Source organism: Thalassoglobus sp. JC818 (assembly GCF_040717535.1).
Taxonomy (GTDB): Bacteria; Planctomycetota; Planctomycetia; order Planctomycetales; family Planctomycetaceae; genus Thalassoglobus.
This window is the reverse complement of the sequence record NZ_JBFEFI010000003.1, coordinates 263,988-280,914: the sequence shown is the minus strand read 5'-3', so window position 1 is coordinate 280,914 and position 16,927 is coordinate 263,988. Positions and strand designations below refer to the sequence as shown.

12 protein-coding genes are annotated in these 16,927 nt (G+C 52.9%); 2 read left to right on the top strand and 10 right to left on the bottom strand.

Annotated elements, in window-relative coordinates; genetic code table 11:
- Positions 1-8 precede the first annotated feature (8 nt).
- The 9 genes from dxs to AB1L42_RS08960 all read right to left on the bottom strand — a co-directional run bounded on the left by dxs (position 9) and on the right by AB1L42_RS08960 (position 9,901).
- Complete coding sequence (gene dxs / locus AB1L42_RS09000; protein ID WP_367053519.1) at positions 9-1,922, bottom strand: 1-deoxy-D-xylulose-5-phosphate synthase; 1,914 nt, start codon at positions 1,920-1,922, stop codon at positions 9-11.
- Complete coding sequence (locus AB1L42_RS08995) at positions 1,922-2,815, bottom strand: polyprenyl synthetase family protein (RefSeq protein WP_367053517.1); 894 nt, start codon at positions 2,813-2,815, stop codon at positions 1,922-1,924. Before AB1L42_RS08995 ends, dxs begins: the two co-directional genes overlap by 1 nt.
- A gap of 141 nt (positions 2,816-2,956) precedes the next feature.
- Positions 2,957-3,553: a methyltransferase domain-containing protein gene (locus AB1L42_RS08990; RefSeq protein WP_367053515.1), complete on the bottom strand. Its 597-nt coding sequence runs from the start codon at positions 3,551-3,553 to the stop codon at positions 2,957-2,959.
- Positions 3,554-3,725: 172 nt separating this feature from the next.
- Positions 3,726-5,120 carry a DUF1501 domain-containing protein gene (locus tag AB1L42_RS08985; protein ID WP_367053513.1) on the bottom strand — a complete coding sequence of 465 codons (1,395 nt, stop codon included), beginning with the start codon at positions 5,118-5,120 and terminating at the stop codon, positions 3,726-3,728.
- Between the two features lie 181 nt (positions 5,121-5,301).
- A complete protein-coding gene (locus tag AB1L42_RS08980) occupies positions 5,302-5,886 on the bottom strand; it encodes a DNA-3-methyladenine glycosylase (protein ID WP_367053511.1) in 585 nt (194 codons plus the stop codon).
- A 163-nt stretch (positions 5,887-6,049) separates the two neighbouring features.
- Positions 6,050-6,943, bottom strand: coding sequence for an alpha/beta hydrolase (locus AB1L42_RS08975; protein ID WP_367053509.1), 894 nt, complete (start codon positions 6,941-6,943; stop codon positions 6,050-6,052).
- Positions 6,944-6,959: 16 nt separating this feature from the next.
- Positions 6,960-7,616 carry an HAD family phosphatase gene (locus AB1L42_RS08970; RefSeq protein ID WP_367053506.1) on the bottom strand — a complete coding sequence of 219 codons (657 nt, stop codon included), beginning with the start codon at positions 7,614-7,616 and terminating at the stop codon, positions 6,960-6,962.
- A gap of 58 nt (positions 7,617-7,674) precedes the next feature.
- Positions 7,675-8,397 carry a DUF1080 domain-containing protein gene (locus AB1L42_RS08965; protein WP_367053504.1) on the bottom strand — a complete coding sequence of 241 codons (723 nt, stop codon included), beginning with the start codon at positions 8,395-8,397 and terminating at the stop codon, positions 7,675-7,677.
- Positions 8,398-8,557: 160 nt separating this feature from the next.
- Positions 8,558-9,901 (bottom strand): Trx7/PDZ domain-containing (seleno)protein, encoded by a 1,344-nt coding sequence (locus tag AB1L42_RS08960; protein WP_367053502.1) that lies wholly within the window; start codon positions 9,899-9,901, stop codon positions 8,558-8,560.
- 236 nt (positions 9,902-10,137) lie between these two features.
- Here AB1L42_RS08960 and AB1L42_RS08955 point away from each other — a divergent pair, with 236 nt between their 5' ends.
- Positions 10,138-11,871, top strand: a complete 1,734-nt coding sequence (locus AB1L42_RS08955) for a glycosyltransferase family 39 protein (protein WP_367053500.1) — start codon at positions 10,138-10,140, stop codon at positions 11,869-11,871.
- A gap of 238 nt (positions 11,872-12,109) precedes the next feature.
- A complete protein-coding gene (locus tag AB1L42_RS08950; RefSeq protein WP_367053498.1) occupies positions 12,110-13,057 on the top strand; it encodes a ParB/RepB/Spo0J family partition protein in 948 nt (315 codons plus the stop codon).
- A gap of 37 nt (positions 13,058-13,094) precedes the next feature.
- Here the strand turns inward: AB1L42_RS08950 and uvrA are convergent, their stop codons facing one another.
- Entirely contained in the window at positions 13,095-16,847 is a 3,753-nt protein-coding gene (gene uvrA / locus AB1L42_RS08945; RefSeq protein ID WP_367053496.1) for an excinuclease ABC subunit UvrA, read from the bottom strand.
- Positions 16,848-16,927 lie beyond the last annotated feature (80 nt).

The following is a 16,927-nucleotide window of genomic DNA, read 5'->3' as shown; positions in this document are numbered from 1 at the left end:
TCAATCGATCAAGCAACTGCTGAATCGCTGGAGAGATGTTTTTGCGACATCTCATGAGCGGCTTTCATCAACCCGGCAACGTCGAGGCCAAGGTCTGCCAGTAACTCGCTGCGTTCACCATGTTCGATGAAATGATCCGGAATTCCGAGACGACGAATGTTGTCTGTTCGAATTCCAGCATCATTGGCTGCTTCCAGGACGGCACTCCCGAATCCACCGCACAGAGTGTTTTCTTCGACAGTGATGACAAATCCTGTATCCTGAATCGCTCGGAAGATCGTTTCGGTATCGAGAGGTCTTAGGAAACGTGCGTTGATGACACCAACATCAACTCCGTCCTTAGCCAATCGCTCAGCGGCAGCAACACATGTGGGCAGCTGCGCACCGAACGCAACGAACATTCCATCTTCACCCCAGCGGATGACTTCCGATTTTCCGTATTCGATTTCGGCGAAATCGCGTTCGATCGTCTCTGCTTTGGTCTTGGGATATCGAATGGACGCAGGACCGTCATGCGTCAAACAGAAGTTGAGCATTGGGGCGACGTCGAGTGTGTCGCCGGGAGCCATGATCGTGATGTTCGGGAAGACACGCATGTACGAGACGTCGAACAAGCCGTGGTGCGTCGGACCATCTGGACCGCACAAACCGGCTCGATCGAGACAGAAAGTGACCGGTAGATTTTGCAGTGCAACTTCCTGGAAAATGTGGTCGAAGCTTCTCTGCAGGAATGTGCTGTAAATGTCAACAACCGGACGCATTCCAGACTTCGCCATTCCTCCGGCAAACGCCACAGCGTGTCCTTCACAAATTCCGGTATCGAAAAAGCGATCGGGGAAGTCGGCGCGAATCTGATCCAGTTTATTCCCCTGACACATCGCTGCAGTCAGAACACAAACTTTCTCATTCTCAGACATCGCCGAGTGAATCGAATCGCTCACGACATCTGTATAAGCCGGGCTGGAAGCTTTGGGGGCGTAGACAACTCCCACATCTTCGTCACGACAGAACGGAGCAGGCGTGTGGAACTTCACAGGATTCTGAGAGGCTGGCTCGAAGCCGTGTCCCTTCTCAGTGAAGACGTGAAGCAGTACAGGCCCCTTGATTTCTTTAACCATCTTCAACGCATCTTGCAGCGATGAAAGATCGTGGCCATCAACGGGACCAACGTATCGAAACCCGAGTTCTTCAAACAGCATCCCGCCATGCAGGAAGCTCTTCACTGCGTCTTTGAAGTTTCCTAGTGTGTCTGCTGCAGATTCCCCAATCATCGGGACCTTGTTAAGCAACCATGACACGTCTCGCTTCAACCCGTTATAGAATGGAGCAGCCCGAGCTTTATCGAGGTACTTGGCCAGACCACCGACGCGCGGGCAGATTCCCATCTTGTTGTCGTTGAGAATGACAAGCAGGTCTTTGTTGAGTCCCGCAGCGTTGTTGAATGCTTCGAAAACGACACCCGACGGCAGCGCACCATCTCCGAGGACCGCCACGGACTTTCGATTCTCGCCCGGATAGACAAGGTCGTCACCAGCTTTCAGTCCGAGTGAAGTCGAGACGCTCGCTCCGGCGTGACCAGTCATGAACAGGTCGTAGTCGCTTTCAGATGGGTTGGGATACCCCATCAACCCACCTTTGCGACGAATGGTTTGGAATTCTGGAAATCGGCCAGTCAGCAATTTGTGAGGATAGATCTGATGCCCGGTATCCCAGATCAGGCGATCCTTCGAGAAGTCGAAAACCAGATGCAGCGCAATCGCGAGTTCGACTACTCCCAAGTTACTCGCAAAGTGCGCAGGACGATCGGAAACAATCTCACACAATGCTTCGCGAATCTCTTCGGCAAGCTGTTCGAGCTGCTGATTGGACAGGGTTTTCAGCTCCTCAGGGGAACTGATCATGGGGAGCAATTCGTATTCCATCAATGGTCTCGCTCGATGAGATATTTCGCTAAATCAATTAAGTGCTGTCCCTGTTCTCCAAAACATGAGACAGCATCGCAAGCCTGATCGATCAGCTGCGAAGCTTTCGATCGGCTTGTTTCAATTCCCAGAAGTCCGGGGTAAGTCGATTTTCCGTGATCGGCATCCTTCTGGACGTGTTTCCCCATTTTCGCGGAATCCCCGACCACATCCAAGAGATCATCCGCAATTTGAAACGCTAATCCAACCGATTCGCCATAAATCTTCAGGCATTCGAGTGTTTCGTCGTCGGCTCGGGCAATGCGTCCGCCCATCAGAAGGGACGCAGCCAAAAGACGCCCGGTTTTACGACGGTGAATCCCCTGAAGCTCCTTGGGATCAGTGATTGTTCGCGTTTCTGCTTCAAGGTCCGCCTGTTGCCCGCCGACCATTCCCTCTGCCCCCGCAGCGGAAGCAAGTTCAGAAATGCAGGCGACCGCGATGTCAGCCTCTTCGATTCCGAGCGCGAGAACTTCAAACGCACGCGTCAGCAGGGCATCGCCTGCGAGAATCGCTGTTGCTTCACCAAATTTGATGTGATTCGTCGGCCGTCCGCGACGGAGATCATCGTCGTCCATCGCGGGGAGATCGTCATGAATCAACGAATAACAATGGATCATTTCCAGTGAGATGGCAGCGGGAATCGCTTTCTCGGCAGGTTCTCCGCAAGCATCGCAAGCCATGAGTGCCAGGCACGGGCGGACTCTTTTCCCCGGGGCCAGCAAGCTGTATCGCACCGCTTCCAAAAGTTGCGGCGGACATTGATCAGAAAATGTCGTGGCAGAGATCAGCGACTCTTCGATCTGAACCCTGAGTTGGTCAAGGTACCTGGAAAGGTCGGAGACTTGCTGCATTTGACACTGAGAATTGAGTGAAGAATGGATGAATACCGCATTGAACCGTAAGGAGAACGGTTGCGTCAATCAACGGAGTGCAAGTTTTGCCAAGACAGCGTGATTTTCCAAGCTGAACTCCCAATCAATTGCTCAGTTTGCTCACCTTCTCGACATCAACACCGACCACCCCAGAGGGCCTTGCACGTTCCCTGCATCCTCAAAGTGGAACTCACGAATGTGATGGAATTCAAACAGCGGAGAAAACTCAGCTTCGATCTCGGATTTCGAGACGCGCGGCGGACCGCCCGCTTCGGTTGAATTCGTGTTGCCGCACAAAACAAGCATTTTGCTACCGGTTTTAGTGACTGCTTCAAGCGTCTCCAGATAGCCTTCCAGATCGACTCGTCGACAGCAGTGGTAACAACCTCGATCGAAGACGAAATCGACTGGTTCTCGATCTGCTCCGAAGCGAACGACATCGTCAAGAATCCACTCGACTTCCACTTCTGCTTTCTCAGACTTTCGACGAGCCAATTCGAGTGCAGGAGCCGAGCAATCGACAGCAGCAACTTGCCATCCGCTCTCAGCGAGATAGATCGCGTTCGTCCCGGTTCCGCAGCCTAACTCCAGCGCAGTCGTTGGCGGCAGGGTCGCTGATTCAAGAACACGTCGCAGCTCCAGAGAGGGAATTCCAGAATCCCAGGGAGTCTCGTTTGTTCGGTACTTCTGGTCCCAGTCTCTATCGGTTTTCGCCATAAGTCATCAAGCCAGTTGTCAGGTCAAACAGAGTCTGACCGTGAGGTTCGCCGGATACGTCTGAAAGAAGAGAATGAAAATGCTCAACACACACCGCGAATGATCAAGGACTCGCGGGTCGGTCAATTATTTCAATCAGGCGAGACGAGGGAATAGAAACTTTGAAAATGGATTAAGCATTCGCAAAGGGAATGGGAGGAGCGAAGACCGCGTTGGTGACTTCTCGCGGCGTAGCTGTGTCCAGGCGAAGCGTGCCTCCATCGATGAGAGAATTCAAGACTGTCGACACAAGATGCGGAATTCCGACAGGAGTCGACAACGGCTCGGACGCATCGCGCGTCGATTCGCCGAAGACAGCACCTCGTGGAATCCCCGGTCCAGACAACATCAGCGGAGCGAGTCGGCCCCAATGATCTCGTCCGCCACCAGCATTGATTCTCGGAGTACGCCCCATTTCCCCGCAGCAGACGAGCAGGATTTTGTCTGAAAGCCCCCGCTGCCGAAGGTCTTTCAAGAATGCTGATATCCCGCGATCAAACGGACCACCGAGATACTTCATGCCTTCCGCCATGCCGGCGTTGTTCTGATCGGCGTGCATGTCCCATACAAAATTGGTTGTCACGGTGACGAATCCACACCCGCGTTCACAGAGTCGTCGTGCGAGAAGCATCAGCTTGCCGAAACTTTTCCCGTTATCAGCATATCGCTTGTGGTTGTTCCATTTCTTATCGATCGCATCCGGTCGAACAAGCGGCGCCGTATCGTACATGGCGACGGTTTTCGGATCTTCACGTGAAAGGTCAAACGCGTCCGCAATGCCGCCCAGAACTGTACTGAAGGCTTGATGAGTCAATTTATTGAGGCTGTCCCATTCCGGATTGCTATCAACTCCCGTTTGGATTCGATCCAGATTCTGAAGCAACTTGCGACGGTCGTTTAATCGATCAAGCGAGAGATGCAGCTGCATGTCCTGTTGCAGGTCCCCTCCTCCGCTGGGACTGAAGGGGCGATAACCGGTTCCGAGTGTTCCCGTCGATTCGAGATCGCCCAGCTCTTTGAAAGCGGGCATCGTTGAATCATCCACTGATCGCGGGAAGAGGCAGACATTCGTCGGCATCCCGGTATCAGGACGATTTTGGCCAGCGATGCGGGAGTACAGCGAGCCGAGATTGATATTTGACGTCGCCGAACTGACGACCGGTTTCACATCGTGAATTCCGTTGCCGGTCTGAAACGAACGAACAACACAGAATTGATCGGCAAGAGAGGCCAACTCAGGAAAGCTGCTTCCGAAGGTCACGCCGGGCAGCTTCGTCGAGATTTCGCCGGTGACACTGGCGATTTCCACCGGAGCATCCATTTTCGGATCGAACGTCTCGATCTGACTCGGCCCACCGTGCATGAATACAAACACGACTGAGCGATCCGTCAGCAGTCCGGGAGCGTGATCTGCTCCGATCGCGTTTCGCCAAAGTCCGGGAAGCCCTAATCCTCCGAGCGCTAAACTTCCGATGCGGAGGAATTCTCGACGACTTCCTCGATTGCTGCTGTCTACAAAACTGAGCACTGAATCGGACCCCTCAGAAGTAACAGAAGGCGTGCACGGACTACGAGCATACCATCAGTCGACGACTGAAACCAAACCTGATCACCAATTGATTTGGATTAAACGCCGAGAGTGCCGTATCTATCGGCAACTGCGCGTGATCAATTGCTTCAGCATTGATCTCTTAGAACCAATGCTGACGTCAGTCGATCGTTCTCCAGAGATATAAACAGGCCACGGTTGAGTAAGGTCGCCAAGGTTCCGCGAGAGCGTGACAGTGAACACGATCGGGAAGTTCGTCGAGTTGATAGAGCCTCTTCATCGCAGTCTGAATTCCGAGATCTCCCCACGGAAGGACATCAGGTCGCCCGAGAGAAAACATCAAAAACATCTGCGCAGTCCAGTGACCGATTCCCTTCACGTCTGTCAGCAACTCGATGACTTCTTCATCCGACCGGTGATGCAAAGCGCGCAGCTTGAGCCGTCCATCGAGAACGTGCTCGGTGAGATCGCGGATGTATCTACTCTTTTGTGACGACAACCCGACGCTCCGTAATTCCTCATCAGTCAACTCGGCAACAGACTCAGGCTGTAAGGTCGACGTATGAACCGCTGCTTCGAGTCGACGAAAAACAGATTTGGCAGCTGCGGCAGAGATTTGTTGACCGACGATGGCACGTAGAAGCGTTCGATACCGATTCGTCTGCCGCTTCAGCGTGCAAGGCCCGACACGATCGATCAACTCCGCGAGGACGGGGTCAGCTTCTATCAAGTGGAGTCTCGCCATCTCCAGACTATCACGATCGAGCGGTTTCATAACGTTAGCGAATTGAATCGACGTGAAGTTTTAGAGCAAGTTGCTCTTTCCTATGCACTCGCTTGCACCGCTTCACAAGTTAAAAGGCTGTGCTTGCTCGTGCGAGGTCGTGCACACAAAATCAGAAAATACTCTAGTCATCACCGAGTTGCTGAAAGAAAGCTCGTTTCGCATGAAGAACGTCCTCGGCAGCGACATGAAGAATGTCATTGTGACCAGCCTGCGGAAGCTCGACGAATGTTTTCGGAATCCCCTGCACCTGATCGGGAGCAGCTTCGAACAATCTCTGCCCCAGTTCGAACGGGACGATCCGGTCCTGTTTTCCATGAATCACGAGCAGTGGGCAGTCGACATTCCGGATCCGCTCGGCCGAAGGATATTTTTCGACCAGCAAAGCTTTCACCGGTAACCACGGATAATGAACACTCGCTGCGTCCGCGAGTGAAGAAAACGTGGCCGTTAGAATAAGCCCGGCGGGAGGAGTCTTGCGTTGGGACAATTCCCAGGCGAGCCGAGTAGCGACTCCTCCTCCCAAAGATTGTCCACTGCAAATGATCTGCGAAGGTTGATAGCCAAGCTTCTCAATGGCGAAGTCCCAAACCTTGAGTGAGTCATCCGAAATATCTGACTCAGCAGGCGACCCCGCACTTCCTCCATAACCTCGGTAGTCGAAAATTAATGTGTCGCAGTTGAGCTGATGATACTGCTCCAGCAATGAGACTCGCTTCAGTCGGTTGCCAGCGTTTCCTGGAAAGAGGATGACCAGCCGCTTTGAAGCTCGCTCTTGCGGAGAACATCGACTGTGCCAGCCACAAAGTTGAACACCTGGTGCGACATCGAGTTTGACATCTTCAGTTAACTCACAAACGCTGAGTGCGTCTGACAGCTCAACCGGACGAGAATCGGGAACATAAATCAGTTTCCGCTGAAGCAGAGCGAGCATGAGTAGCATTCCCAGAAAAACACTCCCTGCAAACACAACCCAACGCCATCCTCGTTTCTTCCAGCTTGTCGAGCGTGTTCCCATGAGTGGCGTCCTGACGTCAATTCAACAGGTCGTGGATCAACGGATCGGCCAGACTCGTCGCAATGCCTTTCGATTTACTGAAGTCGTGATGACGGCTGATCTCGTGCGGAACTGAAATCACATGCGCTCCAGCAGCAGCCGCGGCTCGTGTTCCATTTTCGCTGTCTTCGAGAACAAGCATCTGTTCAGGACGAACATTCAACCGCTCGGCAGCTGTCAGGTAAATCTCAGGATGAGGTTTGCCGAGCGTGACATCCTCCGCAGTCAGCGTGTGATGGAACCGGTCCATCAATTCGAAGCGAGTCAACAAGTTCTCGAGGAACGCGCGGTGTGACGATGTCGCAACTGCTTTCGGAAGATTGCGTTGCTCGATGCGGTCCAGGAGATCAAGCAATCCCGGCATCGGAGCGACCATTTCGTCGAGGAATACTCCGAAGACTTCTTCCGACTCTGACTTCAGCTCCGGAATGGAATCGGTGAGTTCCATCATGTCGATCATCACCTGAAAAGCTTCGTCGGCTCGCCGCCCCATCATCGACATGAACAATTCAGGATGCGGAACTTTGCCTCGCCTTCGAAGCACTTCCGTCCCGGTTCGATTGAAGACTTCCTCGGTATTAAACATTAAGCCATCAAGGTCGAACGCGACGGCGCGAATTTCAGGTTTGCTCACGGTCTTCAGTTTTCCGACAGTTCAATTTCGTTGTTCAGATGCTTCGAGAATTGTGCGATCAGTTTTCGCTCTTTGTTTCTGGAGACGCTTTTGCACCGGCAGCTTTCGGCTGCAACTCACGCATTGTGAAATTTCGGATCGCTCCGGTTGTTTGAAACGTTGCGAGTCCCAGCGGCTTGCTGAGTTCCATTTCGATACGGACAGAGATCCGATTCTCTTTGTGGTTCAGCTTCACAACCTGTTCGCCATCAATCCACGCTCGGATCATTTCGTCATCAACACGCAGTCGAATTTTGTACCACTTCCCGTTCTCAAATGAGTAGTAGTCCGTGGTGTCGTTCTCCGAAGCATCGAAATCATTCACGTTCGACAGGCCGATCAAGCTTCCTCCCCAACCGCCGAGAACCAACGTACAGGGATTTTCCACGACGGGAAACGTGATCGCACAGAAGAAATCATTCCCATCGACTCTCTTCGCTTCAAGAGTGATTTCGTAATTCACATTCGGAAGCTTCTCACCCGACCAGTTAATTCCACTGAGTGGTTCACCTTGGTCGATCAGCAGAATGCCCTCTTCAACATGGGCTTCTCCCTGTCCGCCGAAATCTGTTTCTTCCCAGTTTTTCAAAGTCTTTCCATCGAAGAGTATGATCTCTCGACCGGTAGCCGGAGCGATCTCAGCAGCTTCTTCACCGTTGACAGTGGGCGCGAACGCCAGACACATCCACGCTGCGCTCAAAGCAACTGTGAGAAACGAAGCGGAAAAACGGTGTTGAAACATATCTGAATCTCCATGAGGAAATGCACGTGAAAGCATGAGCCGATCCGGTCATACCGAATCGGCTCTCCAAGGATAGGGGCTGACAACGTGAAATTCATTGTCGAATTTGCAGTTTTATGTGAACTTCTGATCACACACGGCTACTGGAGGAACAGCAGACTTATTTCTGCATGGGAAGAGTCATTGTCTTTGTTTGATCTCCCCGAACAATTTTCATTTTCACCCGATCCCCAGCACGTTTCTCCGTCACCCCATAGCGAAACAGATCGTTCTCCGTCATGAGATCGTCGCGACCATCAATCGACACAACGAAATCACCTTTCAGAAAACCAGCCTTCTTCGCGGTCGCGTGGTCGCCATACTGACCGACGTGATCGACCTTCAGTGCCATCTTCCCGTCTTCGACTTTCAAGCTCGCTCGTTCTTCCTCGCTCGCGGGTTTCAACAGCATTCCGCCGGTGACCATTCTTCTGAGTCCCCAAGAACTGACACGCCAGGTCAGATCTCCTTTTTGACGCCATCCGGAATCGAGCTTCAATTCCGTAGGGACCTTCGCTCCATCGCGATCAACCTCCAGCGCAACAGTACCTCCTTCTGGAGCTGTTTGATCCAACACCCATTGGACGTCGGCCATCGACAGAATCGGCTGCCGATTCATTGTCACAATACGGTCGCCAACCTGAATTCTCGCTTCGCTCGCTGGTGACTCGTCTGCAACGGTCTCAACCGTAGCTGGGGTATGCGGATCGAGGATCAGTCCAATGACTTTGGGATGTGGAAACGGATCGAGCAAACGCGGCGGAATGGCTTCTCCGCTGTTGCGATAAAAATCTCTTCGAGCATCGCCAATCTGATGGCAATGGATACAACTCTTCACAATGTTGGAATCGTTACTGAGTCGATCGGTATAACGATCTTTCAGGGTCGGAAATTCTTCGGGGGAACTGACCTCGAGCGGTGTTCCACTTTTCCCTGCGAGGATCTCCTTGTTGTTGGGATAATCTGCATGAAGCTCCAGCGCGCCTTGCAGTGCCGCCGCGAGACCTTTCAACGAGACGTCTGAACGCCATTCCGTACGATGGGATCGTGTTCCGAATCGACCGTAAATCGTTCCATCGGCATTCAGGAAGAAGACCGCAAACGATTGATCGGTATCGAACTGGAAGAGATTCAAATCGAGACCATTTGTGGAAACCTGACGAGCACAAACGAACTGCTCAAGGAGCGGGCGAATCACCGGATCAGTGTCGACCAGTTCATCGTCAAGCTTGACGCACTCTTCACAGGGAATGCATCGCAAGACAACGATGATCGGCTTGCCGGTCTCTTTGGCTTCCTCGAAGGCTTTTGGAAGATTGTTGTAAATCCAGAATCCTTCTTTCTCGACTCTGGCTCGATCATCGCGAACTTTTTCTTCCCTTGATTGAGCGGAGACCATTGATTGGAAACTCGCCCCCAAAGCAAGCACCATTCCGATTCGGAACACTATCGAACGACCTGTCACGGCAATTCCCTCTTCTTGATTCACAACAATCGATGATCGCACCAGCAATCTGATGCATCACTGAGTTTAAATGAGTTCCGCTCCGTGTCGAGGAAGTCACTATTCGGATCGCTTTTCCGAGTCAATCTGTTGAGTGACTGGTCTGGGAACTTCAGAACTGCTGATTGCCCTCTACAATCTGAATGCAATCAATTCACGACCCATTTTCAGAAGCTGATCACAGTGAAGGTCTCAGCGTGAGTGACGAGAAAGAGCTGAACGAGGATGCACTTGCTGAGAGTCGTCGTTCCCGATGGACACTCGGGGCGCTGCTCCTCTTGTCATTCGTTGTCCGTGCCTGGCAGCCATCGCTGATCACCATCGAACATTTCGATGAAGGGGTCTATGCCTCCAATTACTTCTCTGAGCATTTAGGATTTCGATATCCAGATCAGCACCTCTATGCGCCGCCTCTTCTTCCAGCTCTCTTTGACTGGGTCTTGGTTTTCACCGGCGGACACCCCGATGCAATCATGTGGGTCAACGTCGTCCTCGGCACACTTCTGGTCTTGGCGATCTGGTGGTGTACACGATTGATGGCTGGAGACAGTGCTGCCTTAATTGCGGCAGCGATTGCCTCTCTCAGCGGATTTCTGATTGACTTCAGCCGAGCCGCTTTAACTGAGACTCCGGTTTCTTTGCTGATAGTTTTGGCTGTCGGTTCTGGATTGATTGCGATTCGCGATCGTAGTCGCCTGGCGCTGGTCGCAGCTTCTGTACTCACTGCTGGTGCGTGGTGGACCAAGTACAACGGCTGGCTTCCTCTCGCGATTACAGGAGCCGGGCTGGCTGGCTGGATTGTGTTCGATCGACCGGCCTGGAAATATTGGGCGTCCCGAGTTCTGCTTTGCATTCTCATCTGCGTCGGAGCGTTTCTGTTGTGGTGTCCCTATCTCAGCACGCTCGAACAATACGGCGGTTACTCTGCCGTCGCAGCGAATCACAAGGGCTACCTCGTTGGTTTCTCGGGGTGGATCGAATCCGCACTTCGACAAATGGAAATCCACTCAGAACTGTCGAGGATAATCATTCCGGGAATCGCTCTCGGAATCGTATTCACGATGGTGAATTCGAAAGACAATCCGAAGCTATCCAAGCTGGGATTGGGAACCATCCTCGGAGGTCTCGGCATCGCGCTGATCATGAATTGGGGTTTGGCGACTTTGATTTGCCTGGCCGTCTTCGGGTTAATCAGCCTGGGTAGAGAAGAACATCGAAGCGTACCCAAAGATCTGCAACATCCGACAATTCTGGGCTGGTGGATGTTACTCGCCTGGGCGATTGGGATGACTGTCTCGATCCCATTCTATCAGCCTTATCCGAGACTAATGATGCCGTGGCATCTGGCGATGATCATCGCATGCGCCATCGGTATCAATCAGATTCTGAAGGGAAGACTTCTCGGCAAGGCTTCAGATACTGAATTATTAGAGCAGCCTTGGAACAAACGAATACTGATTGGTGGATGCATCGCACTCTGCGTTGCTGGAGTGATCCGAGGACAATCAGACGATGATCGCACAGGCTTTCGTAAACTGGCTCAAGAGATTGCTGCAGTCATTCAGAGCGAAGCAGCCAATGACGAAATTCCGCCCAAAGTGAATGTCATCTATGTGCTGGGTGAGCCTGGTCTCTATTTTCATCTGGCAAGTCAGATCACACCGGGATTGGAAGTCATCGCGCAGCCTGCTCAGGGACTGGGAATGCTCCAAACAGCGCAGCCGAATCCGGAGGTTGCCACCTACCTCGTCGCTGGGCCTCATGCAGAATCAGAACAGCGAGAACTCCCGAGCCGTTCTCATCAAACAAAGTTGATCAAACAGTTTACGTACCAACCGAGTCGCTTGGTCAAATTCGACAACTGGTCCGATCAAGAACTTGAAGGAAATCCTGAGGAGCTGGTCGAGTTGTGGAAAATCGTCGGCCCATAATCGTTTCACCTGAGCCAGAACATGCAGGATCTGCAATCACACTAGACTGACCAGATTCTCATCCGCTGAAGATTCAGAAAGACTTTCCGAACTCGTCCCCGGAGAGTTCAGGAATCGTCGCTCATTGTCCGAATCATTAATATCGGAACTTTCGAAACAGGTCCGATGATCGGACTGGTCAGCACCAATTCTGAGAGTGCGGCCGAGAACTACTCGTCTGTAGGGAGTCAGACTGGCAATGTCAGAGCATCAACAACCACAAGGAAATCGCCGACTTGGTCGTGGACTCAGTGCCCTCCTCGGAAACAATGCTCCATCAGGCGTCGAGCAGGCTGAGGGAGAACAGCTTGCCGGTGAACTGACACAGGTTTCAATCGACAAAGTCGTCCGAAACCCCTTCCAGCCCAGAAAGCAATTCGACCAGGAATCGCTGGGCGAACTGGCTTCGAGTATTAAAGAGCACGGTGTCATTCAACCGGTGATCGTCCGGGAGTATGAAGGCTCGTATCAACTCATCGCCGGTGAGCGACGCTGGCAGGCCGCCAAACGAGCCGGGCTGACACAAATTCCGTGTCGTGTGCTCGACGTGATCGACAAAACCGCATGCGAGTTTGCTCTCGAAGAAAACTTGAAGCGAAAAGATCTGAACGATCTGGAAAAAGCTCAAGCATTCCGGGACTACCTCGATCAGTTCGAGTGCACGATCGAAGAGTTGGCCAAACAACTCAGCATGAGTCGATCGGCGATCAGCAATATGCTGCGATTGCTCGAACTTCCCGATCCGGTGAAAAACGCGCTGCACTCAGAGCGAATCACCGCCGGTCACGCACGGGCCTTGCTGTCGCTCGAAGAGTCACAACAACTCGAACTCTGCGGACGAATTCAGTCTGAGAAACTTTCCGTCCGCAACACCGAAGCGGCGGTTAAGGAAGCTCTACAGAAGCCTGCGACAGAAGAAGCTCAAGCTGAGTCAAGCGAAGGCGAACAGGCAACGATTCCAATCTCGAACGGCGAGGCAGAACGCACGAATCACATGAACTCCCTCGAAGCGCAGCTTCGCGATCTGCTGGGAGTCAAAGTTTCGATCAAGCTGAAGGGTAAAGACTCCGGAACGATTCAGATTCCGTTCTCTTCAACACAAGAGTTCGAACGTCTCCTCAAAACAATGAGACGCAGCGCCGCCTGACTTATCGCCGATCCCCGATCAACTCCGGTTGATCGGGTCACTTGCCTGCATCGCAACTAGGGCAAGAGTAGTTCAGGGAGAGCCGTTCGGTCAGCCACTCTTCTTCGGCATGATCTCGGTCGACGTGAATCACGTGAATGACTCCGCGACCGAGATCGAGAGCTGTCTCGATCGAGTCGGCGATTCGGCCTCGCGCTTCCGGGTCGACTTTGACGCGATCGACAATGGCTTCGACGAGGTAATTCCGTCGATGATCAATCTGCGGAACATTCTCGACTTCGTAAGTTGTCCCGTTGATCCGCACCCGCAGATATCCCTGCGTCCCAAGTCGATCCCACAGCTTCGAATACGACTGACCGACTGGAACCTGCATCGGTGCTGCGAGGTAAAGTCTTGTCCCATCGGGATTGGAAAGAATCTTCTCGACGATCTCATCGGTCGTCTGACGAGTCACCGGTGAACCACACTCGGGACAATACATGTCTCCAAGTCTTGCGAAGAGAACACGCAGGTAGTCATAGATTTCCGTGACGGTTCCGACGGTCGAACGCGGAGTCGCTCCGACTGTTTTCTGCTCGATGGCAATTGACGGGGAGAGCCCGGAGATGTTGTCAAGTTTCGGTTTGGGCATCTGACCGAGAAACTGACGGGCATACGCCGACAACGATTCCACGTATCGTCGCTGCCCTTCGGCATACAGAGTGTCCATCGCGAGAGACGTTTTTCCCGAACCGCTCGGCCCGCAGAAGACGCTCATTTGATCGCGGGGGATGGTGATGTCGACCGATTGCAGATTGTGTTGAGCTGCTCCACGAATGCTGATTTGATCGATGGACTTTCCGTTCGCTCGGCGAGCAGCTGACGTCGAAGCCTTCTTGCGGGCTGACTTCGTGGACTTTCTTTTCGGTTTCAGAATCGGCTTGAGTGCCGCACCTGTGAACGAATTTCGACAGTTCGCGACTTCTTCCGGAGTGCCAACAGCGATGACTTCACCTCCACCTTGCCCCCCTTCAGGACCGAGGTCGATGATCCAGTCCGCTGTCTTGATCACATCCAGATTGTGCTCGATCACGAGAACCGAATTCCCCTGTTCGACGAATCCATGCAGCACTTCCAGGACCCGTTTCACATCTTCAAAGTGGAGCCCGGTCGTCGGTTCATCGAGGAGGTAGAGCGTTTTTCCGGTAGAACGTTTTCCGAGTTCTCGCGCGAGTTTGATTCGCTGAGCTTCTCCACCTGACAGCGTGGGCGAAGGTTGCCCGAGTTTCATGTAATCGAGTCCGACATCGTGAAGCGTCTGCAGCAACCGAAAGATCTTCGGATGGTTTTTGAAGTGTTCGATGGCCTCTTGAACATCCATCTCGAGCACGTCGGCAATCGACTTGTCTCGATACTTAACCTCGAGAGTTTCGTGATTGAATCGATGCCCTTCGCACACCGTACACGGAACCCAGATGTCCGCGAGGAAGTCCATTTCGAGTTTTGTTGCGCCATGTCCTTCGCAAGCTTCGCACCGGCCATCTGCCACATTGAAGCTGAATCGCCCTGGCTGATAACCTCGGAGTTTCGACTGCGGAAGTTGCGCGTACAACGTGCGAATCTGATCAAGCAGTTTGACGTATGTCGCTGGGTTCGATCGCGGAGTCCGGCCGATCGGAGATTGATCGATATCAATCGCTTTGTCGAGATGCTCAAGGCCTTTGATGGAATCGTGAGCACCGGGCTGACCGAGGCCTTTATTCAGCTCAGAGTTCAAAACTTCCCAGAGGATGTTATTGCACAACGAGCTCTTGCCTGAGCCACTGACACCGGTCACGCACACGAACATTCCCAACGGAATTTCGACATCAACGTTCTTGAGATTGTTCTGGCGTGCTCCGCTAATCTTGAGTGAGTTCTTGGTTCGCGGTCTGCGTTCTTTCGGAACCTCGATCTTCTTTCGTCCGGAGAGGTACGCTCCAGTCAGACTCCCATCGTGACTCATCACTTCATCGGTCGTGCCGGTAACGATGATCTCGCCGCCTCGCACACCCGGTCCCGGACCGAAGTCAACAATGTGGTCGGCCGCCATCATCGTCTCTTCGTCGTGCTCGACGACAACAACTGTATTCCCCTGATCACGCAAATCGAGAAGACTTCCGAGCAGCATTTCGTTGTCGCGGGGATGCAGCCCGATCGATGGCTCGTCGAGGATGTAGAGAACTCCGACCAAGCCTGATCCGATTTGGCCCGCCAGCCGGATGCGCTGTGATTCTCCTCCTGACAGTGTCGGGGCCGTTCGATCGAGTGTCAGATATCCCAAGCCGCACTTCTGAAGAAAGACGAGTCGACCACGAATCTCCTTCAAAGCCTCTTCGGCGATCATTGCTCCCGTTGCGTCAAGTTCAAGCTCGGTGAAGAACTGGCAGGCGTCATCGATTGGGAGTGCACACACTCCGGGAAGCGATTGGGTCTCCGGGATCTCGGAACTGGAAACTGAGGTTGAGCGAATAAGGACGTTTCTAGCTTGCGGGTTGAGACGTTGCCCCTCGCAAGATCGGCAATTGACGACCTGCATGTACTTTTCGAGTTGTCGTCGCCGCATCGGATTCTTGGCTTTGCGGTACTCCTCAAGCAGCTCAGGAATGTATCCGTTCCAGGTCCCGCCATGCTTCCATGTTCCGCCCGAATGTCGCCACGAGAACGTGATGTGCCGGGCTCCCATTCCGTGCAGAAAGAACTGCTGAGCCTGAGCCGGAACGTCGCTCCATTTCGTTTTCAGAAAGGAGCCTTTGGGGAGATCGCAGTCTTCCTCAATAGCGGAAGCCACCCCCTGAAAGATGTGCCGTTTCCATCGACCAATTTTCTTCGAACCCTTCATGAGATCTAGAGCGCCCCTAAGAATCGGCTTGTCGGGCTGCGAGATCAAAAGGTCCAAGTCGAAATCATGCCGCACCCCGAGGCCGGTGCAGTCAGGGCACATTCCAAGCGGGCTGTTAAAGCTGAACAACTGCGGTGAAGGAGGTTCGTAGCTGACCCCACACGCAGCACAGGCATACTTTGCGGAATAGAGTTTCTCTGGAATGTCGCAGTCAGAAGGTGCAACGATCAACATTCCATCGCTGAGCTTGATCGCCGATTCAATCGCTTCCGAAAGTCGAGTTCGCTGAACTTTCGATGCGATGAGGCGATCGACAACGATCTCGATCGTGTGCTTGAAATTCTTCTTGAGCTTCAGATCGTCAGACAGATTGACAACTTCTCCATCGACGCGTGCTCGCAAAAACCCCTGCTTCAGCAAGTCAGCGAACAGGTCTTTGAACTCTCCCTTCTGCTGCTGAACGATGGGAGCGAGAATCAGAAACTTAGTGCCGTCCGGAAGAAAGAGAATGCGTTCGAGAATCTGGTCGGTCGTTTGAGCACTGATCGGTTCGCCGCACTGAGTACAGACGCCCTGACCGACCCGGGCGAACAGAACGCGAAGATAATCATAGATCTCTGTGATCGTTCCGACCGTGCTTCGCGGATTCCGCGAAGTCACTTTCTGCTGAATCGAAATCGACGGAGCCAGCCCGCTGATGGTATCGACGTCCGGTTTTGGCATTTGGCCCAGAAACTGCCGCGCGTACGTCGAGAGAGACTCGACATACCGACGTTGACCTTCTGCATAAAGCGTGTCAAAAGCGAGCGAACTCTTTCCGGAACCGGACACGCCCGTCATGCAGATCAATTGATTTCGCGGAAGTGTCAGCGAAACGTCTCGCAGGTTGTGCTCACGGGCCCCGCGAATTTCAATGTCTGCCGCCGGCATGCGATTGTCAGTCCTTTAAGAATTGATCCTGAAACCGAAAAAATGTTCGGTTCCGGAAAGTATAGGCAGACGCACCGGCG

What these genes read in the sequence shown, in the direction of transcription:
- dxs (WP_367053519.1), bottom strand. Translation starts at nt 1,922, where the DNA reads ATGGAATACGAATTGCTCCCCATGATCAGTTCCCCTGAGGAGCTGAAA.
- AB1L42_RS08995 (WP_367053517.1), bottom strand. Translation starts at nt 2,815, where the DNA reads ATGCAGCAAGTCTCCGACCTTTCCAGGTACCTTGACCAACTCAGGGTT.
- AB1L42_RS08990 (WP_367053515.1), bottom strand. Translation starts at nt 3,553, where the DNA reads ATGGCGAAAACCGATAGAGACTGGGACCAGAAGTACCGAACAAACGAG.
- AB1L42_RS08980 (WP_367053511.1), bottom strand. Translation starts at nt 5,886, where the DNA reads ATGGCGAGACTCCACTTGATAGAAGCTGACCCCGTCCTCGCGGAGTTG.
- AB1L42_RS08975 (WP_367053509.1), bottom strand. Translation starts at nt 6,943, where the DNA reads ATGGGAACACGCTCGACAAGCTGGAAGAAACGAGGATGGCGTTGGGTT.
- AB1L42_RS08965 (WP_367053504.1), bottom strand. Translation starts at nt 8,397, where the DNA reads ATGTTTCAACACCGTTTTTCCGCTTCGTTTCTCACAGTTGCTTTGAGC.
- AB1L42_RS08950 (WP_367053498.1), top strand. Translation starts at nt 12,110, where the DNA reads ATGTCAGAGCATCAACAACCACAAGGAAATCGCCGACTTGGTCGTGGA.
- uvrA (WP_367053496.1), bottom strand. Translation starts at nt 16,847, where the DNA reads ATGCCGGCGGCAGACATTGAAATTCGCGGGGCCCGTGAGCACAACCTG.